Origin of the sequence: Sulfitobacter mediterraneus, from assembly GCF_016801775.1 — a bacterium.
In the GTDB taxonomy this organism is placed as follows: Bacteria; Pseudomonadota; Alphaproteobacteria; order Rhodobacterales; family Rhodobacteraceae; genus Sulfitobacter; species Sulfitobacter mediterraneus_A.
Genome location: NZ_CP069004.1, coordinates 582,792 through 604,251, shown reverse-complemented (window position 1 = coordinate 604,251; position 21,460 = coordinate 582,792). Strand labels below are relative to the sequence as shown.

The following is a 21,460-nucleotide window of genomic DNA, read 5'->3' as shown; positions in this document are numbered from 1 at the left end:
TCCCTCGCTCAGCGGTTTCTCTTGCCAACAGAAAGTGCCCGGCTCATCTGCGCCGCGATCTGGCTCTGGGATCGCTGGAATCCTTGAACATCAGGCGTCGTGATGTTCATCACCACATGCACATCGCCGCCGCCCACGCCGCCACGCACCCCCAGCTTCCCGTCCGCGCCGCGGGCCAGTGGCATAATCGCCTCCGGTCCCGCTTCCCCCATCAACCCATAGCTGCCACGCAACGGGAAATGGGTGGGCCCGGCCACGATGCCGCCGCCACCACTTTGCACACGCCCCGCGCTCACCACGCCGCCTCGCGCAAATGGGATGACCCGCCCTTGCGAAAACGGCGCGCCCTGCTCAAACGGCAGAACATTCTGGACCAACGCACCCACGCCCTGTGAAATCAGACCTCCAATATGCTGCGTCACCGGCTTGATCGCAGCGTTGTAGGCGGTGTTCGCCATCGTCTGCGCCACACTGCGCAACGCATCGGTCAATTTCATGCCGTCAAACACCACGCCATCAAACGCCTTGCGCAATCCCCGGCTCAGCCCACGCTCCATCGTCGCCATATCCTTGCCCGTCGCCGCCAAGGACACCCGCATCCGGCGCAGCTCGCTGTCGAAACCGCTGACAAGCACACTGGTCTGCGCCAATGTCCCGTTGAGCCCGGCCGCCTTGCCGTTCAACTGATCAAAGCTGTTTTCATCCGCCATCTTGTGTTCCTTTTGCTTGGTCAGGATAGGCATCCATCAAGGCGTCCAACCCGTCCCGCGTCATGGGCTGGCGCGATCCGGCCTTACCCAGCATCACCTGCAGCTCTGCCGGGGTCAGGTTCCAGAACACATCCGGCGCCAACCCCAGTTGGTGCAACCCGGCCCGCAACAACGCAGGCCATGCCACTGGCTCGCTCACTCCGGCACCACAAAGGCGCGCGCCAGCAACTCTGCTGCCGCCTTCGCCGCCGCAACAGGGCCGCCCTCGATCTCTGCCTCTGCCAATTCAGTATCGCTGATCGCGGCGCCGCCGCCGCGCAACCCAGCTCCCAAAAGCGCCAGCACATCACGGCTTGAGAACGCCCGCGTCTCGAACCGTTCGACCAGCGCCACAAGCGATCCGACCTCCAGCGTCTCCTCCAACGCCGCCAAAGCGCCCAAAGACAGCCGCGCCAGGTGGCGCTGGCCATTGACCGTCAGGGCCACTTCCCCGCGCCACCGGTTCGCCATGCTCAGACCACCACCACATCTGCGGTAAAGGTCAGCATGCCCGCCGATTGCAAGCTCAGCTCATAAGTAGCCTCGCCGTTCAACGCCCCAGCATATTCCAGCGCCGTCACCTGAAACGGGCCCTGCACCACGCCGAAATCGGGGATGATGATCTGAAAATCCGGCGTCAGCCCATCAAAGAACAACTGCCGTGCCCGCTCATCCGTACCCGCATCGCGGAACACACCTGACCCGCTGATTGCTGCAGATCGCACGCCCGCCCCGACCAGCAACTCGCGCCAACCCCCTTCGCTATCAAGCGCGGTCACATCCACCGTTTCCGCGTTGAAGCTGATCCGCGTGGCCCGCAGGCCTGCGACGGTCTCGAACTGCCCGTCACTTGTCATATCGATTTTGACCAAAAGGTCTTTGCCTGCTTGAACAGCCATGTCGTATCTCCTGTGATTGTCCGTGAATTTTCCGATGGGCGGCCCTAGCCGTCTTCGACCCTTGCCCGAAACCGCATATCAATCTGCCGCGCAGATACCGCGTCGATCCGGTGCGCCTTGGCCTTCTCAAACCACAGGCCCACCAACCGTCCCCGGCTCAGCGCCAGATCCGCCTCATGCAATGCATCGCTGACCGCGCCCGCCGCCGCCTTGGCGTCCGCAAACCCCGGCCGCGTCGTGATCACCGAAACCGTGACCACATGCACCGCGCCTGCGCCGCTGCAGTCGGAGGCGTCCTCAGCCGTTTCACTGCCCAGCCGAACATAAAGCTCCGGCAACGCACCCGAAGGCACCGCGTCATAAACCGCATCGCCCACCAGCGCCGTCAACGCCGGATCACCGCGCAACGCGTCATAGATCGCGGCCTGCAACGGCCCGGAAAGTGCAAAGCTCATACCACCACCTCCTCATCGGCAAAGCAGGTCAGGTAGCGCCCCGCGCCGTCCCACTCGGCCACCGCCTGAACGACAAAGATCCTCTCGCCATCGCGCAAACGCTGCCGCGGCTTGGGCCGATCCGGGCTGCCATAGGGTGCACCGCGCACCACGATCTTGTGCGACACCCGGCTCACCGGCGCACCGCTCTGCGCTGTTTCCCTGCCCGTGCGGGCGGTGATTTGCGCCCAAAGCGTGCCAAGGGCGACCCAGCCCTCCGTGTAGCCTCCCGCGCCATCACTCACCCGCTCAGGCCCTTCAAGGATCAGGGCATGGGATAAAACCGGCATGCTCATGCGCCTGCCCCGATGCGGATGGATTTATAACGCTCGATCAAGCTGCTGACGCCGAAGGGCATGCAGCCCTCGCTCAGCCCGGTGTCATTGCGATACTCATAATAATGTGCCGCCAACATCAGGACGGCCTGCTGCATGTCCGGCGGCAAATCCGCCCATTCTGCGGCCATACCCGCCTCGAACCGCAGCCGTACAGAGCCGCCCGTCGGAATACCCGGCAACGCCGTTCCGGTGCTGCGCAAACGCGGGCGATGCATGTCCTGCTCCAACCAGTAAAGCGCCGGACCAACCGCAATCTCGGTCCCGTTGCCCGCAATCACCGTCACCTGGGACAGTGCAGAAACCGGCGCAATCGGCAGCGGTTGCGCCGCGTCGTCGCGCCAATGGCTCACTGTCCACACGAACCCCCGTGTGAACAATGCCTTGCCAGTGCGGGCCTCAATCGCCGCCAAGGCAGCGCGCAAAAAGGATAGCAACACCACATCTTGCAACCCGTCCTGACCAAAGCCACTGCCAAGCCGCAAATGCGCCTTGAAGGCCTCCACCGGCAAGGCCGCATCCGCGACAGGTGTCTCTTCGATCAACATCATGGAAATTCTCCGAAAAATCGCAATTGGCACAACCGATCTGGTGCCCGGACGCGCGGCCGCCCGCACCGCTTGGTCGGAAGGGAACAGCTAGGCAATGCAGGGCCATTGGTTACGCGCCCGGACCGGGGCAAATGCCCCGGCCCCGCTTTTGGCTCCGGCTTACACCAGACCAAATTTCAACAGCTTGATGGCCGCAAAATCGCTCACATCGCCGCCAACACGCTTTGTCGCATAAAACAGAACATGCGGCTTGGCGCTAAAGGGATCACGCAGAATGCGCAGGTCAGGGCGCTCCGCCACGGTGTAGCCTGCGTTAAAATCACCAAAGGCAATCGCCATCTGGTCACTTGTGGCATCCGGCATATCCTCAGCCACCAACACCGGATAGCCCATCAACCGCGCAGGCTCCCCCGCCGCCAGACCGTCAGACCACATGAACCGGCCATCGCCGTCCTTCAGCTTGCGCACCAGACCGGCGGTCTTGGAATTCATCACGAAAGACCCGTTGGCCCGATACTGCGCACCCAGGGCGTAGACCAGATCAACGATCGCATCCGCTGTCAGATCTCCGTCCAGACCCGTCGGCACATAACCCAGATTGCCCCAGGTCCACGCGGCATTGTCTACCGCCGTATGAGCGAGCATCCCCTTGGGCTTGTCGATCCCATCGCCGTTGATAAAGGCATCGGCCTCGGCCCGCGCAAACTTGTCCGCGATCCGCCCCGACAGCCAGCCCTCGATGTCAAATGCACTGTCATCCAGCAACCGCTGCGACGCCTTCGGCAGGGCGCTCAGCTCATGCAGCGCAATGGTGATCCGGTCGATTTGCGGCGTGCTGGTCTCTGCCGTCGGATCTGTCTCCGTCGCCCATCCTGCGCCGACATCCGTATGATCCACCAGTACGTCATAGGATGTCGCCTCAACCTGAACCACCGCCGCAATCGCCCGGATCGACGCCGTGGTGTTCAGCACAGACTGCACACGGTCCGACGTCTGCGGATCGACCAGATAGCCCCCGTCAGAGTTGACGGCGGTGGACATGGATTTGCCCTCCAGTTCCAGCCCGCGCAGCCCATCATCATCGCCATTGCGCAGATAGGCCTGAAAGGCCACCTGATGCGGCGCGGCAGTGTCATTCGCCGCGCTCAGCGGGGTGCGTGCAGGCAGTGTCATCTTGCGGTCCAACATGGTCATTCGCTCTTCTGTTTGTTGCAGTTTCGTTTCGATTTCGGACTGGAAGCCTTTGAATTCCGTGACAAACCCATTCACGGCCTGCCGCACTTCCTCCGCCGGGGGCAGATCGCCGCCCATCGTCTTGCTCTCGCTCATTTGTTTCCCTCGATCCCTTGTTGCCTCATCCGGCGCAGATCTTGCCGCGCCCCTTCAAAGATCCCCGCCATTTGCCGCATGTCCGCAGCGCTTTGCCTGTCTTCCGCTTTCGCGGCGACCCGCGCATTCGGCAGCATCGGAAAGGTCACCAATGACACCTCCCAAAGCTCCAACTCCGCCAACAGACGCTGCCCCTTGGCCGTCTTGCTGGACTTTACAGTGCGATAGCCAATCGACAGCCCGTCAATCGCACCCGCCGCAATCAGTGCAGCGGCTTCGCGGCCCTTGGTCACGCTGTCCAGAATACGCCCCTTGACCCAGAGGCCGCGGGCGTCCTCGCGCACCTCATCCCAAACGCCAATGGGCTCGGACGGATCATGCTGCCACAGCATCTTGACGCTGCGCCCCGCCTCCCGCAGCCCCTTCAAGCTCTGCGCATAGGCGCCGCGTTGCACCACATCGCCGCTTTGGTCTGCCGCATCAAACAGGCTGGCATATCCGCTGACCTGCACGCCGCCTTCGACCACCTCAGCGCTGCCAAACCGCGCAAACTTGCGTTCAAGCCCACACCGTTCAGCGGGCAAAGTCTCCCCGTGCTCTGGCCCGCAGCCAAAGCGTATTGCATCATATTCCATGACAACTCCTCAGAATTTTGCGCCTTAAGGCGTGACCACCAGAAAGCTCTGCACCGCCTGCGCCAGGATCACCGCAACCACCCCGTAAACCGTCAGCCAAAGCCGCCGTTCCATCCGTTCCATCATATCCTCCAGACGGTCCAGCCGGCGCAGCAGGTTTTCATGATGGATCGCGCTCACCCGTTCATGCGCTTGCAACCGCAGCCCCGGTGCGCATTCAAACCGCTCATATGCCGGAAGCTCACTCATCGGCCACCACCGCAGGCAGCCCCAGCATCCGGCGCTTTTCAGCCTGGCTCAGAAACTCCGCCTGTGCCACCCGCGCCCATTGCGCATCCCGCTCCGCTGACAGGGCGGGCACCTGATCCAGATCCGGCTTGACCTCCACGATCTCGCCGGAAAGGCCGGACAACCAATGCCCCAGGGCCGCTGTGACACGCGTCGCCAGTGGCAGCACGGTCAAACGGTAAAACGCGCGATGGGCCTCCTGATAGTTGGCATAGGTCGCATCCCCCTGCACCCCGATCAGCATCGGCGGCACCCCGTAGGCCAAAGCAATCTCCCGCGCTGCCGCCTCCTTGGTCTTCTGAAATTCCATGTCGGAGGGGGAAAAGCCCATGGGCTTCCAGTCCAAACCGCCCTCCAGCAACATCGGTCGCCCTGCATTGCGCGCGCCTTGATGATGGCTCTCCATCTCGCTCACCAGCCGGTCATATTGATCTTCGCTCAGCTTGCCCTGACCTTCCGCGCCCTTGTAGACAATCGCCCCCGACGGCCGGGCGGCATTGTCCAACAAGGCTTTTGACCAACGCGATGCAGCATTATGCACATCCAGCGCCATCGCCGCGGCCTGCATCGGGCTAAAGCCATAGTGATCGTCCTGCGGATGGAAGTTACGGATATGGCAAATCGCATCGCGGCCACCCCGCAGATCAAACCGGTGCTTGCGCCCGCCAACAGCATATTCATAGGCCATCGGCCAGCCATCCGCCCCCGGCACCACCGACATCCGGTCTGAGCGTAACACATGCAGCTCTGCCGGAACCCCGGTATCCCCCACCGCCTCGACATAGCCATTGCCGCTCAAGAGCAACTGCGCATATAGCGCCTCCAGCAGCTCGGCCCGCCCCTGCGCCCCATTGGGCCGTGCCAGCAAGTCGGCAATCGGATGCGCCTCGTAGCGATGCGCTTTATCCTGCACCGCCAAAGGCAAGGCCGCCGCCGCCTCCGCAATCAGTTTGACCGACCGGAACCCGACAGGATTGCCGCAAAACCCGGTCCGCGTCAGGCTCGCCGTGTCACGCGGGCTCCAGGCAACCCGGCCCGAGGTCTGATAGGCCACAACCGGACCTGTGGCCGATGCCTTCTGCGCCGGTGCCTCTGCCGCCGCCCCGCGCCGCAGGAAATCCAAAACCATCACGTCACTCCTCATTCGCTCTGCCCCAACCGGCGCAAACAGAACCTGCCAACAAAAGGTTAAGACCGCGAAACCAGACCGTGCGCCGCTTGGCGCAACACCTCGTTTCGCGCCTCCCCCCCACTTCATTTGGCAAGAAAAACTCCTGCGCGGCACCCGCCGCACAGACTGCCCTCACAAGGTCCGCACCCCCGGTGCCCGCCACTTGGCCGCAGGCGCGATCATCAGCTCATGAATGGCCCAGACCAGCGCATCCACCCGGTCCGGGCTGCCGCCACCCTCATAGCCCCGCGCCGTCATCCGGCACATCTGGTCCTCTAGGGCATCCAGCCCGCGCAGGTGGCGCACCCGCCCCTGCTCATAAAGGGCGGCCACCGGTTCTGCCCGCGCTGCCTTGCCGCGGCTGGCATGCACCGCCTTGATGGGCAGCATCGGATCCACGCCATGCAAAACCTCGCTGACCATCTGCCCGCCCTGGTTGATCTCCACCACCAGACGGTCCGCGCCAAACCGCTCCATCGCGGCAATGGCGGCCTTGGCCCATGCGCCCGGACTGGCCCCCTGCACCGTACAATCTGCCAAGACAACCGCCCGCCAATCCTGCACTGGCCCTTGCGTCGTCGCGCCGACCACGACGATCCCGCATTCGTCGGCGCTTGCACCGCTGCTGATGGAGGGGTCAAGCCCGACAACAATCCGGTCAAACTCAGGCGGGGCTTCAAGACGGCCTTGCTCCAACATCTCGCTGGTCCACAGCGCGCCTTCCGCATCAGACAACAACACCCCGTCCAGCTCTTGCCGTCCCATCCGCGTGCCGCGATACCTTGCCCGCACCTCTTCCATGAAAGAACTTGCCAGATTGGCTGCATTCGCCTCCGTCGGCGCATGGGTCTGTACCGTCGACGGGGATTTGAGCAGCTTTTTCAAGACATCCACATTGCGCGGCGTCGTCGTCACGCAGACCCGCGGATCATCCCCAAGCCGCAGCGCAAATTGCAACTGGTCCCAAGCCTCCTGCCCGCGCTTCCACTTGGCCAGCTCATCCACCCAGGCGGCATCAAACTGCGGTCCGCGCAGCCCTTCAGGGTCATGCGCCGTATGCACCGTGGCAACCGCGCCATTCGGCCAGATCAACCGCTTGCGCGTGGCCTCCCAGTCGGGCCTGCGATCCTCTGGCGAACAGGCCAGAATGCCGCTGTCACCAAAGATCATCACCTCACGCACCTGCTCGATCGTTTCGCCCACCAAGGCCACGCGCCGGCACCGCCCCTTATCCAAAGGCCGCGCCCCCTCAACCATGCTGCGCACCCATTCCGCGCCCGCGCGGGTCTTGCCCGCCCCGCGTCCACCCAGCACAACCCATGTGCGCCACGCGCCCTCTGGCGGCAATTGATGCGGCATCGCCCAGAACTCAAACAAATAGGGCAGCGCCATCAACTCCCCCGCATTCAGATCATCCAGAAACTCGGCTTGCACCGCCGCATCTGCGCAAGCGATCCAGCTTGCACCCGATGTCAGCCCTTGCTTGCTCCAGATCGAGGGCATGGCCTGCCCTTGCGATCCCCGCTTGTCGATTTCTACAGTCATTCAGAAACATCTCCGCCTTTGTGCATTGCGTCACCAGCCCCTGCATGTCGCGCAGGTGCTTCGCCATCTGTGTTTTGTCGATATCCTCCCCAGATCGGGCCGTTTGTGCCTGGCCTTCGATCTCTTGCCGCAACACCCGAATTGCGGCCCGCAAGGCGTCAAGGATCTCAACACCATGCGCAATTTCTTCGTCCGGGGTGATTACTGTCATTGTCGCGCAAACCTCTTGTAAGGAATTCCCGACCAATCAAACGCAAAACGGCCCTCGAGGTGTCCCTCGGGGCCGTTCATTCACGTCTGCTAGCGTGACAAAATCTATAGTTCAGACCGTGCGCAAAGTCAAGAATAACAGTGTTAACAACACCTTACCCAAACGCACGCCAAAGCGGTCGCACGCGCCTAGTTCCCACCCGTCGAGGCATTGCCCGCTGCCGCTGCACCGCGCTCCGCTTCGATCTCGCGCCACTTCGCAACGTTGCGGTTGTGCTCATCCAAGGTCTCGGCAAAGGCGTGTCCACCCGTACCATCAGCCACGAAAAAGATGAACGGGCTCTCATCCGGCTGCGCTGCCGCCATCAGGCTGGCTCGTCCGGGGTTGGCAATTGGCGTCGGGGGCAAGCCTTCAATCACATAGGTATTCCAAGGGGTTGCCTTGCGCAGCTCCGACCGGCGCAAGCCGCGCCCCAAGATGCCTTGCCCCTTGGTGATGCCGTAAATGACCGTCGGGTCGGTTTGCAGACGCATGCCCTGGTTCAGACGGTTCACAAAAACACTGGCCACCTGCCGCCGCTCTTCTGGCACGCCGGTTTCCTTTTCCACGATCGATGCAAGGATCAACAGATCCTCAGGCGTTTCAATTGGCAAATCCGGATCACGCGCCTCCCATGCGGCAGAAACCAACAGCTCTTGCGCATCCTGCATCTGGGCAATCACCTCAGCCCGATCATCGCCGGGCCGCACCTCATAACTGTCGGGTGCCAGCGATCCTTCAGGCGGCTGCGTTGCAATCTCGCCATCCAGCACCTCAATCCCCTTCAGCGCCTCAACCACCTGCCAGCTGGTCACACCTTCGGCTATCGCAATGCGAAACCGCGTGTCACCCTTGGCAGTGGTCTGGGTAAACAGCTCAGGAACCTCATCCGCGCCGGGCGTGAACTCCACCCGTTCCACAAACCGGTTCGTGTTTGGGTCCAACTCGCGGACCTGCACCGATACCCGGTTGATGCCGATCCGGTACACCACTTCGGTGCCGCAAGTGCTGGCTCCGCCCTTGGTGATCACATCGACAATCTCCGCCATCGACGTGCCCGGCTGCACCAGAAAGCTGCCCGCCTTGAGCTGGGAAGTTTTCTCTTGGTAATCCGATCCGATCCGAAAAATCGCCGCAGAACTCACCGCCCCTTGCTCCGCAAGGCTCCGGCTCACTTTGCGCATGTTCGACCCGCGCTCGACCTGCAGGCAGATGGCCTGCGTCAACGGACCCTCGGCCTGATACTGGCCCTTGCCCCAGAGGATCACGCCCCCGACAAGGAACAACAGAACTGACAGGAACGTGACCGCGTTAGACGCAATGTGTCGCCACATTATTTGACTTTCCCGAACAGAACGCTTGCGTTGGTGCCACCAAAGCCGAACGAGTTGCTCAGCGCCACATTGATCTCGCGCTCGACCTTTTTGTTCGGGGCCAGATCAATGGGCGTTTCCACCGCGGGGTTATCAAGGTTGATCGTTGGCGGTGCGACCTGATCACGGATCGCAAGGATGGAGAAAATCCCCTCAATTGCGCCCGCCGCACCAAGAAGGTGGCCCGTTGCAGATTTGGTCGAAGACATCGTGACCTTGCCCGCATCCGCGCCCATCATCCGCTCAACAGCGCCCAATTCGATGGTGTCGGCCATGGTCGAGGTGCCATGCGCGTTGATATAGTCGATGTCTTTCGGCTCCAGCCCGGCAGAGCGCAACGCCGCCCGCATGGACCGCTCGCCGCCTTCACCATCTTCGGATGGCGCGGTGATGTGATAGGCATCGCCCGACAGTCCATAGCCCAAGACCTCGGCATAGATCTTCGCGCCACGCGCCTTGGCGTGTTCGTATTCTTCCAGAACCACAATGCCCGCGCCCTCACCCATGACAAAACCGTCGCGGTCCGCGTCATAGGGGCGGCTGGCGGATTTGGGATCATCGCCACGTTTGGTCGACAGCGCCTTGCAGGCGTTGAAACCGGCAATGCCAATCTCGCAAATTGCCGCTTCCGCACCGCCTGCAACCATCACATCCGCATCGCCCAGCATGATCAGACGGCTGGCATCGCCAATGGCATGTGCGCCCGTGGAACAGGCCGTCACAACCGAATGGTTTGGCCCTTTAAACCCATAACGGATCGACACCTGCCCCGAGATCAGGTTGATCAAGGCACCCGGCACAAAGAACGGGCTGACCCTGCGCGGACCTTTTTCTTTCATCATCACGGCGGTGTTGGCGATGGAGTTCAAACCACCAATGCCGGATCCGATCAATACGCCCGTGCGCTCAAGATCTTCAACGTCCGTCGGCATCCAGCCGCTGTCTTCAACAGCTTGCTGCGCAGCGGCCATGCCAAACAGGATAAAGGTATCTACCTTGCGCTGTTCCTTGGGTTCCATGTATTTGCCAGCGTCAAACGTGCCGTCACTGCCATCACCCAATGGCACTTCGCAGGCATATTGCGTGACCAGATTGCTCGCATCAAACCCCGTAATCGGGCCCGCGCCGGACTGACCGTCCAGAATACGGCTCCAGCTTTCCTCTACGCCATCTGCCAGCGGCGTGACCAAACCCAAACCGGTTACAACTACTCTGCGCATATCCAAGCCCCTTGGTGTTATATCGCTTTGGGGGGCTATACCTTGCGGCACCCCCTTTGTTCAAGTGCGCAGGCACGCCCTCGCACAGCGGACCAAGCGTGCCACGGCGACCCGCCCCCGCCAAGCCCCGAAGTTAGCCAACCGGCCCCTTACGGGTCATCAATTGCACCTTATCGCCGCCAAATTCCGCCTCGCGCAGCGGAACATAGCCGACTTCCCGTGCGATGCGCAGCGATCCGGTGTTGTCCGGCGTGATCATGCAGACCGTCCGACCTGCAATCACACGGTCAAACCAATCATGGGCGGCCTGTACGGCCTCCAGCCCCAAACCCTGCCCCTGGCTCCCCGGTTCGAGCACCCATCCCGCCTCGGGAAAAGGATCAAAATCATCGCCCAATCCGCGTGAGCCGAAGAAAAAGCCGGTCTGCCCTGCCATCTGATGCTGACGGTGCACTTCGATGGCCCATTGGCCAAAGCCAGTAATCTGCCAATGGCCCGCATTGCGTAAAAATGCGTCCCATGATTGGGATTTGGGCCGCGGTTTGCCACTGATATGGGTCACCACTTCGGGCATGGCCCAGATTTCGGCAAAACGGCCAAAATCCTCCGCCCGCATGGCACGCAGGGTCAATCGGCGGGTGTTGATAGTCGGAATATTTCGGGACATTGAGGGTGAATTGCCTTCACTCGTAAACTGCTGCTTTGCCTCAGTTTTGCGCGGCCTGCCGCCCGGCACAACCCCTGCTTTGCCCTGCCCAATAGAAAACGGCGCCATTCCGCCAAGGAACAACGCCGCTTTGAATTTCATAGCTGCAAAGGCGCTCAGGCCAATGCGAAAAGCCGATTAGGAGGCTTCTTTGATGAACTTTACCGCATCGCCAAAAGTCTGGATGTTTTCGGCTGCGTCATCTGGGATTTCGATGCCGAACTCTTCTTCGAACGCCATCACCAGTTCAACAGTGTCAAGGCTGTCTGCGCCAAGATCGTCGATGAACGACGCATTCTCGGTCACTTTGTCCTCTTCAACACCAAGGTGTTCCACAACGATTTTTTTCACGCGGTCTGCGACGTCGCTCATAATAAGTCCTCATGTCTTTGGCCCTGTTTGGGCCCTTTTCTATCCGCACGCCGTTGAACGACGCTTGGAAATTACCCCGTTGCCGAGGCGGCTATTTCCCCTGTTCGCACAGGGAATAGGGTGCGATCAAGCACCCCTCGATACGAATCTGCGCCTCGTTTACCATATCAATCCTATCAGGCAAACGTTTTGCGTCAGAGGCTACAACATGGCCATGCCGCCGTTCACATGCAAGGTGGTGCCTGTTACATAGGCCGCTTCATTGCTGGAAAGATAGACCACAGCAGCGGCAATCTCGGATGGCTCGCCCATGCGGCCAGCAGGGATTTGCCCCATGATTCCAGCCTTTTGATCATCGGTCAGCTTATCGGTCATCGCCGTGGTGATAAATCCGGGCGCAACCGCATTTACTGTGATCCCGCGGCTCGCAACCTCACAAGCCAGCGACTTGGACATGCCCACCATGCCTGCTTTGGACGCCGCATAATTGGCCTGACCGGGGTTGCCGGTGGCGCCGACCACGCTGGAAATATTCACAATCCGGCCCCATCGGGCCTTCATCATGCCGCGCATCACCCCTTTGCACAGCTTGAACGTCGCGGTCAGATTCACGTTCAGAACCGACTGCCATTCATCATCCGACATCCGCATGAACAGATTGTCGCGGGTGATCCCGGCGTTGTTGACCAGAATATCAACCGATCCCATCGCTTCTGCCGCCTGTTTGGGCAGCGCATCAACCGCCTCCATATCGCTCAGGTTACACGGCAGCACATGCGCCCGCTCGCCCAGTTCCGCCTTCAGCGCCTCAAGCGGCTCAGTGCGGGTGCCGGACAGGCCAACTGTTGCGCCCTGCGCATGCAATTTGCGCGCAATATCGGCGCCAATCCCGCCCGATGCACCTGTCACAAGTGCATTTTTACCTGTCAGATCAAACATGTGTCTTCCTTTGCTCTTTCTCTTTTAGGGGTGGGTCAGCACACCAAACCGCGCCAATTCACCCCGTGTCATCTCATGTATCCCGTCTGAGGGCGCGGCCTGCAAGGTAAACCAGTAAAACGCATCACTGCCCAGCATATCGCGGGTGTACTGCGCGTTGGCCTGATGCTCCGCCGCATCGCGCGGATAACTGCTGCCCTCGCCAAAGCCATCGGCCCAGCTGTGCACCCCGATCACCGCACCGTTTTGCGCGGTACGGCGCACGCCGGCCAGGAACAGATCCACCGCACCTGAATAGATCTCGCTCTGCGCGGTCAGATGGGTGTCCAGCCCGCGCCCGCGCAAGAAATACCCCATCCGCAATACCGCCTGATCATCGAGTGATCCTGGCATCATCCCCTGCACCACGGTGACAATCTGCGGGTTGGCGGCAATCACCGCCTCGAAATTCGCCGGTGTACGGCTGGTGATCTCACCATTGAGCCAAAGCTGGCTGCCGCGCACCTCCATCGCTGTGCGATCCACGGCATTGTCTGCAATCGCACAGCCGAGAATCGCCAATACAGCGACAAGTAGCGCGGCAAGCCGCATCAGGCGTCTTTGGCCGCCGCAACATCATCGGGCGTGCCGATGGCCCGCATGGCACTGTCCTTGGCGATCCGCCGGATCATACCGGACAGGGCCTTGCCTGCGCCGATCTCCCAAAACTCGGTCACGCCCTGCGCGGCCATCCATTCCACCGAAGACCGCCAGCGCACGCGCCCGGTCACCTGCTGCACCAGCAAATCGCGGATCTGGCCTGCATCGGTCACCGCCTCTGCCGTAACATTGGCCACCAGCGGCACTTGCGGATCATTCATCGTGACCTCGCCCAGGGCGCGGGCCATTTCATCCGCCGCTGGCTGCATCAAGGCGCAGTGGAAAGGCGCCGAAACCGGCAAAGGCAAGGCGCGTTTTGCCCCTGCCTCTTTGGCCAGAACAAGCGCTCGTTCAATGGCCGCCTTGCTGCCGGACAGCACGTTTTGGGTTGGATCATTTTCATTGGCCAACTGGCATACATCGCCCTGCGCGGCATCCTCGGCCACCTTGGCCGCTGTGTCTGCGTCCAGCCCCAGAACCGCCGCCATCGCGCCTTGACCCACAGGCACCGCCGCCTGCATTGCCTTGCCGCGAATGCGCAACAACCGTGCGGTATCGGCCAAAGACAACGTGCCCGCCGCACAAAGTGCTGAATATTCGCCCAATGAATGGCCCGCCACAAAAGCCGCCCGGTCCAGACCAATCCCCTCGGCCTTCAACGCCGCCATCGCCGCCATCGAGGTGGCCATCAGAGCAGGCTGCGCATTTTCTGTCAGGGTCAGTGTCTCGATCTCGCCCTCCCAGATCAGATCGGACAGCTTTTCACCCAGGGCCGCGTCGACCTCATCAAAAACGGCCCGCGCCTCTGGATAGGCTTCGGCCAATGCGCGGCCCATGCCGATTGTCTGTGCGCCCTGTCCGGGAAATACGAATGCGATGCTCATGTTGGCCCCTTCTTTTCAGTGGCCTTTGGTCTAGCCTGCACCGCCCCCCTGAACAAGAGTGCAGAGACGCTGTGCATGGATTGTCATTGCCTTGGCCGGATTGACACTTAGGTTGGCGCAGACCCAAGCAGGAGCTGACGATGTCCCTATCCAACACCCAAACCCGCTATGGCGCGGTGACCAAGGCGATCCATTGGCTGATGGCCCTGTTGATCCTGTCACTGATCCCGATGGGATGGTTTGCCCATCAATTGCCTTTTGAAACGGACGCCGAGCTGGCCCGCAAGGCATGGCTGTTTTCACTGCATAAGACATTGGGCGTGCTGGCATTCTTCCTTGCTGTCCTGCGGATCATCTGGGCGTTCACTCAGCCCAAGCCCGGCCTTTTGAACGCTGACAAAAAACTGGAAAGCTGGGCGGCAGACACCGTGCACTGGATGCTTTATGGCGCGATGGTGGTGGTGCCGCTGTCCGGCTGGATCTCCCATGCAGCCGCGGCAGGTTTCGCGCCGATCTGGTGGCCCTTAGGCCAGGGACTGCCGCTGGTGCCAAAATCCACCGCGGTTGAACACTTCTTTGGCGCGCTGCACTTCGTGTCCGGGCGGTTGCTGATCCTGTCCTTGGTGCTGCATATCGCGGGCGCATTGAAACACCACGTGATCGACCGTGACGCGACGCTACGCCGGATGTTGCCGGGCCGTCCGGATCTGCCTCCCCTGCCCGATCAGGCGCACAGCCGCACCCCCGTTTTGGCTGCCGTTGCGCTTTGGTTGGCGGCTCTGGGTCTATCGGCAGCATTGGCAGGCGGCAAAACCCAAGCCGCGCCCGAAGCCCTGGCCGAGGTCACATCACAATGGCAGGTCGAAACCGGCACCATCGAAATTACCGTGGTACAATTCGGCTCTGAAATCACTGGCAGCTTTGCTGATTGGACCTCTGTCATTGCTTTTGATGAGACCATCCCGACGCCCGATGTCGCGATCGGCAGTGTGGAAACAACGATCTCGATCCCCTCGCTCACCCTTGGCTCTGTCACCGCGCAGGCGCTTGGGCCTGACTTTTTTGCTGCCACGGATTATCCAACGGCGGTATTCAAGGCAGATATCAAACATGCCGCCGACGGGTATGAGGCCATCGGAACCCTGTCCATAAAGGATCAAACCGCGCCCTTGACCCTGCCGTTCAGCCTTTCGGTGGACGGCAACCGCGCTGAAATGCGCGGTGATCTGACACTGGACCGGCGCAGCTTTGGGATTGGTGATAACGTCAATGACCCCGCAACGCTGGGCTTTGAGGTGCGGGTCAAAATCACCCTGACCGCGCAGCGCGGCACGGAATAACAAAAGGCCGCCGGGGTGTCCGGCGGCCTATTGTTCTGTCTCGCGTTGAAAGTTTAGTCGGCTTTCATCGCCTCGATAGAGATTTTCACTTGTACTTCGTCGCTCACATAGGGCGCGAATTTTCCAAGGTTGTAATCCGAACGCACCAGCGTGGTGGTGGCGTCAAAACCCATCCAGGGCTTGCCCGCCATCGGGTGATCGCCTTTTTGGTTCAGCTTGGCATCCAGGACCACTGATTTGGTTACATCGTTCAGCGTCAGATCACCGGTGATCAGCGCGGTATTGTCGCCGGTGACTTCGATCCCTGTAGAGGTGAATGTCACCAGATCGCCCTCAGCGGCGCCGAAAAAGTCTGGCGACATAAAGTGTGCGTGGCGCTCTTCCCAGCCGGTGAACATCGACATCACAGGCATGGACACCGTGACCGAAGAGGCCTCAGGCGCGTCCGCATCAAACATAATCTCGCCTTCAAAGCCAGAGAACATGCCATAGCTGGTGGAGAAGCCGAGGTGGTTGTAATCAAACACGATTTGGCTGTGGCTGGCATCCAGCACATATTTCTCTGCGCCTGCGGCAAAGGATGGTCCGGCCAGAACTGTTGTCAGGCCGAGGGCCGAGGCAAGAATTGCGTTTTTCATTTGGGTCGCTCCGTTGGTTTGCGTTTGTGCAAGCCAAAATGGGGACCAAGGGCGCAAGTGCAATTGGACAGGTCTGAACAGGGTCTGCGCATTTTTGAACACTGGAGCCGGCTGGCGGCCCTTGCAAAAACAAACGCCCCGGCTATTGCCGGGGCGCTTTTGGGTCGTGGAAAGGCATTCTGCCTTTGTGTCGGGCATTCTGCCCTGTCGTTTCAGGCGTTCTGCCTGTCTTGTCCGGGCCTTCTGCACCGGTTTTTGGGCCTTCTGCCCGGATCACGCAAGCGTTCTGCTTTTTGCGGGCTTTTGCCCAGCGTCACCCGGCAGTCTGCGCCAGTTTCCCGACGTCTTTCAGCCCCCCCACGAGGCTGAAAAGGGCGTCGCGATTCTTCATTGTGATGTCCACCAGCAAGTCGTCGTTCCGGTCCCACATGCGCACGCGCGGCCCGTCCTGTTCGGCGCGGGCCAGATCGTCAAACCCGCAGCGTCGCAAGATGATGTCACCGACCCCTTTGGCCGGGCGCACCACCCGCACCTCGCGGCGGATTGTGTCGATCTCGACACGCGGATCGCGGGGAGTGCTGCTGGCCAGCAGCAGACCGAACCCGGCCAATCCCCCAGTCAAAGAAAGAGCCAGCTTGAACAGCAACAGATCGTTATCCCAGCTTGATCCCGGTGCGACCCAGAGGCCAACCGCCGCAACCATCAATGACGCGCCCATCAGCCGCTGCACCGAGCGCTGCATCACGCGGCCCTCATCATTTGGCCGGTTGCGCATCGCGCTGGTTTGTTTGTCTTCTGACAAAAAGGAAGCATCCTCGCCCTCCATAAAATCTGCTGTCGCTGTCACTGCACCCATCCTCGCTGTTCATCTTGAGTTAAGGAATGGGCGAAGAAATGGCCGAGAATTGGGCGACAACTGGGCGATGTGCGTACCTTGTCAGGGCAGCGCCGTTATCTGCCCTCTTTGCCGGCCATTGCCATTCTGCGCCAATGGCGATACCTGTGCCGCAGGCCCGACCGCCTGCCGCCCGCAATACCGGTGAAGTGTCGGATATATTTTGGACCTACCCTGTTCTGCCGGTGGGAAATGCGGGCTCCTTTCGAAAATGCGGAACGTGTTTGTGAGGCCAATCATGTCCCTTAATCCTGCTGTGGATCCTTCTCCGCAAAATCCCTTTACCCACGGGCCGCTTGGCCCGATCTTTGCCAAGACCGCACTGCCCATCATCTTTGTGATGTCGATGAACGGTCTGCTGACGGTGGTAGATGCGATCTTTCTGGGTCGCTATGTCGGCGCAGAGGCGCTTGGCGCTGTGACCCTGATCTTTCCTTTGTTCATGCTGATCGTGGCGTTGGCAACGCTGGTCAGCAATGGCATGTCCAGCAAACTGGCCCGCCACCTGGGCGCAGGAGAGCATGACGCCGCCCGCGCCGTGTTTGCCGGTGCGCATGGGCTGGCCCTGTTCGCCGGTGTGCTGCTGGTGCTGACCTATCTGGCGGTTGGACCGGCGGTTGCACAATTTCTTGCAGCCGGGTCCGACGTGCTGGCCGAGATGGCCCAGACCTATCTGGCCATCACGATGTTCATGTCGCCCTTGCTTTTCGTGCTCAGCGTCAATTCGGATGCGCTGCGCAATGAGGGCCATGTCGGTGTTATGGCCGCACTCAGCCTTTTGGTGTCCTTGCTGAACATTTCCTTTAACTATGTCCTGATCGCCCTGATGGATATGGGCGTGGCCGGATCGGCCTATGGCACGGCGCTGGCGCAACTGGTGACGATCCTGATCGTGATCGGCTTTCGCCTGTCGGGTAAAACCCTGCTCACCCCGCGCGCCCTGCTGCAAGCGCCCCTGACAAGCGATTGGGGCCGTATCCTCGCCCTTGGTGCGCCGCAAAGTCTGAACTTCATTGGCGTGGCCCTGGGCTCCACCGCGATCCTGCTGGCGCTGCAAATGGTGGATGCGCCGCAATATACCGCGACAGTTTCGGCCTATGGCATCATCACCCGCGTGATGACCTTTGCCTTTCTGCCGCTTTTGGGGCTGACCCATGCGCTGCAAACCATTGTCGGGAACAACTATGGCGCGCGGGCGCTGGACCGCTCGGATCGCAGCTTGCGGATCGGGATCTGGATCGCGTTCCTTTATTGCCTTGGTTGTCAGGTGGTCTTTGTGGCACTGGCCCAACCGATTGCGCGGCTCTTTGTGGCCGATCCTGCGGTGATCACGGCGTTTCAATGGATCTTGCAAGTCACCACTGTAATGTTCTGGCTGGCGGGTCCGATGATTGTGATCGCCTCCTACTTTCAGGCGCTGGGGGATGCGACACGGGCGGCGGTGCTGGGATTGACCAAACCCTATGCCTTTGCGCTGCCGCTGACCTTTGCCCTGCCGCTTTTGATGGGGGAGTTTGGGATCTGGATTGCCGGTCCGGTGTCTGAGATCTTGATGGCGATCCTCACCTTTGTGGTGCTGTCCCAGACCGCACGCCGCCTGAACCTGCGCTATGGGCTTTTTGCCGCCGCGCGGGCCTGATCCTATTTGACGCGCGGCGGCCTTGCCCTGCGCGTCAAACCGTGTATATGGACCCTTCCTTTGCAAATCTTTTGAACCGCGCAGTCTCTCGTGGTGGGGCCGCAAAGGATCATGCCCTGCCTATGAAATGCGCCTTGATAAAAGTAGGAGTACACATGCCACTGTATGAGCATGTTATGATTGCGCGTCAGGATCTTTCCAACACGCAAGCCGAAGGCCTTATCGAACATTTTGGTGCCGTCCTGTCCGACAATGGCGGGAAACTCGTGGATCACGAGTACTGGGGCGTCAAGACAATGGCCTATAAAATCAACAAAAACCGCAAGGGCCACTATGCCTTCCTGCGCAGCGACGCACCAGCGACCGCCGTTCAGGAAATGGAACGCCTGATGCGCCTGCATGACGATGTCATGCGTGTTCTGACCATCAAAATGGATGAGCATAAAGACCTGCCATCCGTTCAGATGCAGAAACGTGACGAACGGCCCGAGCGCCGCGAACGTCGCTGATTTTGGCTTGAGGAAAAGGATCTAAACCATGGCTGCAAAACCATTTTTCCGCCGTCGCAAGGTCTGCCCATTCTCGGGCGACAACGCACCTGCGATCGACTATAAGGACACACGTCTGCTGCAACGCTACATCTCAGAGCGTGGCAAGATCGTGCCTTCCCGTATCACCGCGGTATCCGCGAAAAAGCAGCGTGAACTGGCCCGTGCCATCAAACGCGCCCGCTTCCTCGCCCTGCTGCCCTACGCCGTTAAGTAAGGAGAAAGCACATGCAAGTTATCCTTCTGGAACGTGTATCCAAGCTTGGCCAAATGGGCGAAGTTGTGGACGTAAAGCCGGGTTATGCTCGCAACTTCCTGCTGCCACAGGGCAAGGCGCTGTCTGCGTCCAAAGCCAACGTGGAAGCCTTCGAAGCACGCAAAGCACAGCTTGAAGCACAGAACCTCGAAACCAAAAAAGAAGCCGAAGCCATGGCGGACAAGCTGAACGGTCAGCAGTTCATCGTGATTCGCTCTGCTTCTGACGCCGGTGCGCTTTATGGCTCCGTCACCACCCGTGACGCCGCCGAAGCATCGACAGAGGCTGGTTTCACCGTAGACCGCAAACAGGTTGTTCTGGGCAGCCCGATCAAGGATCTGGGTCTGCACGATGTCACCGTTGTTCTGCACCCCGAAGTCGAAGCCACAATTCAGTTGAACGTTGCACGTTCCCCTGAAGAGGCCGAGCTTCAGGCGTCCGGCAAATCCATTCAGGAACTGGCCGCGGAAGAAGAAGCCGCAGCTGATTTCGAGATTGCCGAATTGTTTGATGATATCGGTTCCGCCGCATCCGACGATGACGAGCTGGCCGAAGCGGTCCAGCCTGCAGAAGAAGCTGAGGACGACGCGGCGAAAGCCTGATCTCCCCCTTCCCTTCTATCGAACAGAAACGCCGCGCAGATCCTGTGCGGCGTTTTTCTTTGCCCTGCGCAAATCGCCGCCGATGCCAAAGGCTTTACCTTGTCGTAACGCCCTTGCGGGATAAACAGAGGCTATTGTTCCTGTTTGCCGGTGCGTTCCATGCCTCACCTCTATTCCCGACGTTCGATGTTGTTGCTCTGCGCGGGGGCGTTGCCGCTTGCGGCGTGCGGGGGTGGCGGCAACAGCGCCCCGGCGCCCTACACCAACCCGCCCGAACCGCCGCTCTATCCCAATGAAACCCCCGCCTTGCGGGCCAGCATCAACCGTTGGGCGGATCACTATGCCTTGCCGCGACCGCTGGTGCACCGTCTTGCCATTCGGGAAAGCACGCATAACCCTGCGGCCCGCAACGGCCCTTATTGGGGGCTCCTGCAAATCCTGCCCGCCACGGCCCGCACCATGGGGTTTCGCGGACACCCCGCTGATCTGCTGGACGCGGAAACCAATTTGCAGTTTGGTCTCAAATACTTGCGCGGCGCGTGGCTCTTGTCCGATGGTAATTTCGACACCGCCATCGGCTGGTACGCGCGGGGCTATTACTATGAGGCCAAGCGCCGCGGCATGTTGGTCGAAACCGGTTTGAAGTCTGGCTGACGGGATGCGGCCTCTGGCTGGATCTCCGTCAAATCACGCGCAGACCTACCCAAAGCCCCAGTGCAAAGGTCAAATGTGTTTGCAGGCTCCGGCTGCGGGCCGACCACGGCTCTGGCAATTTCCGCCCCGCAATCCCCATCCCGAATGCGGGCTGCATCACGAACCATGGCGCCACAACGGAGCCCACTCCGACCACAAACGCCGCAGCGACCACGGATGCACCGGCCTGCACCATCCAAACCGCAGGCGCCGCCCAGATCACACCAATCACATAATGGAGCAACCAACCAAACGGGCGTTCACCGCCGCGTTGTTCAGTGGCCGCGATGTTGTTGTGAAACCATCGACCGGACCACATGTGCAACATCCAGCGGCCCAACAGCGCGTAATCCAGCCCCCTTACCCCGCTCAGCCGCGCCCGCAGCACCGAAATCACATCCATCACCACCGTGGCCACCACACCAACCGGGATCACCTGCGCCGCTATTCCATCTCCGAACATTTTTTGC

Annotated in this window: 28 protein-coding genes; 6 read left to right on the top strand and 22 right to left on the bottom strand. The window is 60.7% G+C overall.

Annotated elements, in window-relative coordinates; genetic code table 11:
* Nucleotides 1-8: 8 nt before the first annotated feature.
* From JNX03_RS02915 to fabD, 19 genes are all read right to left on the bottom strand, one after another.
* Nucleotides 9-710, bottom strand: a complete 702-nt coding sequence (locus JNX03_RS02915; RefSeq protein ID WP_203210962.1) for a phage tail tape measure protein — start codon at nucleotides 708-710, stop codon at nucleotides 9-11.
* Nucleotides 700-909 (bottom strand): rcc01693 family protein, encoded by a 210-nt coding sequence (locus tag JNX03_RS02910; RefSeq protein WP_231024128.1) that lies wholly within the window; start codon nucleotides 907-909, stop codon nucleotides 700-702. Before JNX03_RS02910 ends, JNX03_RS02915 begins: the two co-directional genes overlap by 11 nt.
* A complete protein-coding gene (locus JNX03_RS02905; RefSeq protein ID WP_203210961.1) occupies nucleotides 906-1,220 on the bottom strand; it encodes a gene transfer agent family protein in 315 nt (104 codons plus the stop codon). The genes JNX03_RS02910 and JNX03_RS02905 overlap by 4 nt, the downstream gene beginning before the upstream one ends.
* Before the next feature lie 2 nt (nucleotides 1,221-1,222).
* Nucleotides 1,223-1,648 (bottom strand): phage major tail protein, TP901-1 family, encoded by a 426-nt coding sequence (locus JNX03_RS02900; protein ID WP_120505133.1) that lies wholly within the window; start codon nucleotides 1,646-1,648, stop codon nucleotides 1,223-1,225.
* A 44-nt stretch (nucleotides 1,649-1,692) separates the two neighbouring features.
* Nucleotides 1,693-2,103, bottom strand: coding sequence for a DUF3168 domain-containing protein (locus tag JNX03_RS02895; RefSeq protein ID WP_203210960.1), 411 nt, complete (start codon nucleotides 2,101-2,103; stop codon nucleotides 1,693-1,695).
* Nucleotides 2,100-2,438, bottom strand: a complete 339-nt coding sequence (locus JNX03_RS02890) for a head-tail adaptor protein (protein ID WP_203210959.1) — start codon at nucleotides 2,436-2,438, stop codon at nucleotides 2,100-2,102. The genes JNX03_RS02895 and JNX03_RS02890 overlap by 4 nt, the downstream gene beginning before the upstream one ends.
* Nucleotides 2,435-3,028: a head-tail connector protein gene (locus JNX03_RS02885; RefSeq protein WP_203210958.1), complete on the bottom strand. Its 594-nt coding sequence runs from the start codon at nucleotides 3,026-3,028 to the stop codon at nucleotides 2,435-2,437. The genes JNX03_RS02890 and JNX03_RS02885 overlap by 4 nt, the downstream gene beginning before the upstream one ends.
* Nucleotides 3,029-3,187: 159 nt before the next feature.
* A complete protein-coding gene (locus JNX03_RS02880) occupies nucleotides 3,188-4,357 on the bottom strand; it encodes a phage major capsid protein (RefSeq protein WP_203210957.1) in 1,170 nt (389 codons plus the stop codon).
* Entirely contained in the window at nucleotides 4,354-4,992 is a 639-nt protein-coding gene (locus JNX03_RS02875) for an HK97 family phage prohead protease (protein WP_203210956.1), read from the bottom strand. Before JNX03_RS02875 ends, JNX03_RS02880 begins: the two co-directional genes overlap by 4 nt.
* 24 nt (nucleotides 4,993-5,016) lie before the next feature.
* Nucleotides 5,017-5,241, bottom strand: a complete 225-nt coding sequence (locus JNX03_RS02870) for a GTA head formation protein, RCAP_rcc01685 family (RefSeq protein ID WP_203210955.1) — start codon at nucleotides 5,239-5,241, stop codon at nucleotides 5,017-5,019.
* Nucleotides 5,234-6,409: a phage portal protein gene (locus tag JNX03_RS02865; protein WP_203210954.1), complete on the bottom strand. Its 1,176-nt coding sequence runs from the start codon at nucleotides 6,407-6,409 to the stop codon at nucleotides 5,234-5,236. Before JNX03_RS02865 ends, JNX03_RS02870 begins: the two co-directional genes overlap by 8 nt.
* Nucleotides 6,410-6,583: 174 nt before the next feature.
* Nucleotides 6,584-7,810, bottom strand: coding sequence for a DNA-packaging protein (locus JNX03_RS02860; RefSeq protein ID WP_231024169.1), 1,227 nt, complete (start codon nucleotides 7,808-7,810; stop codon nucleotides 6,584-6,586).
* A gap of 585 nt (nucleotides 7,811-8,395) precedes the next feature.
* Nucleotides 8,396-9,580, bottom strand: a complete 1,185-nt coding sequence (gene mltG, locus JNX03_RS02855; RefSeq protein WP_203210953.1) for an endolytic transglycosylase MltG — start codon at nucleotides 9,578-9,580, stop codon at nucleotides 8,396-8,398.
* Nucleotides 9,580-10,839: a beta-ketoacyl-ACP synthase II gene (gene fabF, locus JNX03_RS02850; protein ID WP_203210952.1), complete on the bottom strand. Its 1,260-nt coding sequence runs from the start codon at nucleotides 10,837-10,839 to the stop codon at nucleotides 9,580-9,582. Before fabF ends, mltG begins: the two co-directional genes overlap by 1 nt.
* 133 nt (nucleotides 10,840-10,972) lie before the next feature.
* Entirely contained in the window at nucleotides 10,973-11,506 is a 534-nt protein-coding gene (locus tag JNX03_RS02845; protein WP_203212107.1) for a GNAT family N-acetyltransferase, read from the bottom strand.
* 177 nt (nucleotides 11,507-11,683) lie between these two features.
* Nucleotides 11,684-11,917, bottom strand: coding sequence for an acyl carrier protein (locus JNX03_RS02840; protein ID WP_025048350.1), 234 nt, complete (start codon nucleotides 11,915-11,917; stop codon nucleotides 11,684-11,686).
* Nucleotides 11,918-12,118: 201 nt separating this feature from the next.
* Nucleotides 12,119-12,856 (bottom strand): 3-oxoacyl-[acyl-carrier-protein] reductase, encoded by a 738-nt coding sequence (gene fabG / locus JNX03_RS02835; RefSeq protein ID WP_203210951.1) that lies wholly within the window; start codon nucleotides 12,854-12,856, stop codon nucleotides 12,119-12,121.
* A gap of 24 nt (nucleotides 12,857-12,880) precedes the next feature.
* On the bottom strand, nucleotides 12,881-13,447 hold the full coding sequence (locus JNX03_RS02830) for an alpha/beta hydrolase (protein WP_203210950.1): 567 nt from the start codon (nucleotides 13,445-13,447) through the stop codon (nucleotides 12,881-12,883).
* Nucleotides 13,447-14,379 carry an ACP S-malonyltransferase gene (fabD, locus tag JNX03_RS02825; RefSeq protein WP_203210949.1) on the bottom strand — a complete coding sequence of 311 codons (933 nt, stop codon included), beginning with the start codon at nucleotides 14,377-14,379 and terminating at the stop codon, nucleotides 13,447-13,449. The genes JNX03_RS02830 and fabD overlap by 1 nt, the downstream gene beginning before the upstream one ends.
* Before the next feature lie 140 nt (nucleotides 14,380-14,519).
* Here fabD and JNX03_RS02820 point away from each other — a divergent pair, with 140 nt between their 5' ends.
* The gene (locus JNX03_RS02820; protein ID WP_203210948.1) at nucleotides 14,520-15,719 is read left to right on the top strand and encodes a cytochrome b/b6 domain-containing protein; all 1,200 of its coding nucleotides are present in this window, start codon (nucleotides 14,520-14,522) and stop codon (nucleotides 15,717-15,719) included.
* A gap of 53 nt (nucleotides 15,720-15,772) precedes the next feature.
* Here JNX03_RS02820 and JNX03_RS02815 read toward each other — a convergent pair whose 3' ends face one another.
* Both JNX03_RS02815 and JNX03_RS02810 read right to left on the bottom strand, forming a co-directional pair.
* On the bottom strand, nucleotides 15,773-16,357 hold the full coding sequence (locus tag JNX03_RS02815; RefSeq protein WP_203210947.1) for a YceI family protein: 585 nt from the start codon (nucleotides 16,355-16,357) through the stop codon (nucleotides 15,773-15,775).
* 313 nt (nucleotides 16,358-16,670) lie between these two features.
* Nucleotides 16,671-17,204: a hypothetical protein gene (locus JNX03_RS02810; RefSeq protein WP_203210946.1), complete on the bottom strand. Its 534-nt coding sequence runs from the start codon at nucleotides 17,202-17,204 to the stop codon at nucleotides 16,671-16,673.
* 286 nt (nucleotides 17,205-17,490) lie between these two features.
* On the opposite strand from JNX03_RS02810, the gene JNX03_RS02805 reads away from it, so the two are divergent.
* From JNX03_RS02805 to JNX03_RS02785, 5 genes are all read left to right on the top strand, one after another.
* The gene (locus JNX03_RS02805; protein ID WP_203210945.1) at nucleotides 17,491-18,891 is read left to right on the top strand and encodes an MATE family efflux transporter; all 1,401 of its coding nucleotides are present in this window, start codon (nucleotides 17,491-17,493) and stop codon (nucleotides 18,889-18,891) included.
* Between the two features lie 155 nt (nucleotides 18,892-19,046).
* A complete protein-coding gene (rpsF, locus tag JNX03_RS02800) occupies nucleotides 19,047-19,400 on the top strand; it encodes a 30S ribosomal protein S6 (RefSeq protein WP_025048358.1) in 354 nt (117 codons plus the stop codon).
* Nucleotides 19,401-19,428: 28 nt separating this feature from the next.
* A complete protein-coding gene (gene rpsR / locus JNX03_RS02795; protein ID WP_005852865.1) occupies nucleotides 19,429-19,656 on the top strand; it encodes a 30S ribosomal protein S18 in 228 nt (75 codons plus the stop codon).
* Between the two features lie 11 nt (nucleotides 19,657-19,667).
* Nucleotides 19,668-20,297: a 50S ribosomal protein L9 gene (gene rplI / locus JNX03_RS02790; RefSeq protein WP_203210944.1), complete on the top strand. Its 630-nt coding sequence runs from the start codon at nucleotides 19,668-19,670 to the stop codon at nucleotides 20,295-20,297.
* A gap of 159 nt (nucleotides 20,298-20,456) precedes the next feature.
* Nucleotides 20,457-20,951, top strand: a complete 495-nt coding sequence (locus JNX03_RS02785) for a lytic transglycosylase domain-containing protein (protein WP_203210943.1) — start codon at nucleotides 20,457-20,459, stop codon at nucleotides 20,949-20,951.
* Nucleotides 20,952-20,979: 28 nt separating this feature from the next.
* On the opposite strand, the gene JNX03_RS02780 is transcribed toward JNX03_RS02785, so the two are convergent.
* Nucleotides 20,980-21,453: a DUF2938 family protein gene (locus JNX03_RS02780; protein WP_203210942.1), complete on the bottom strand. Its 474-nt coding sequence runs from the start codon at nucleotides 21,451-21,453 to the stop codon at nucleotides 20,980-20,982.
* Between the last annotated feature and the right edge of the window lie 7 nt (nucleotides 21,454-21,460).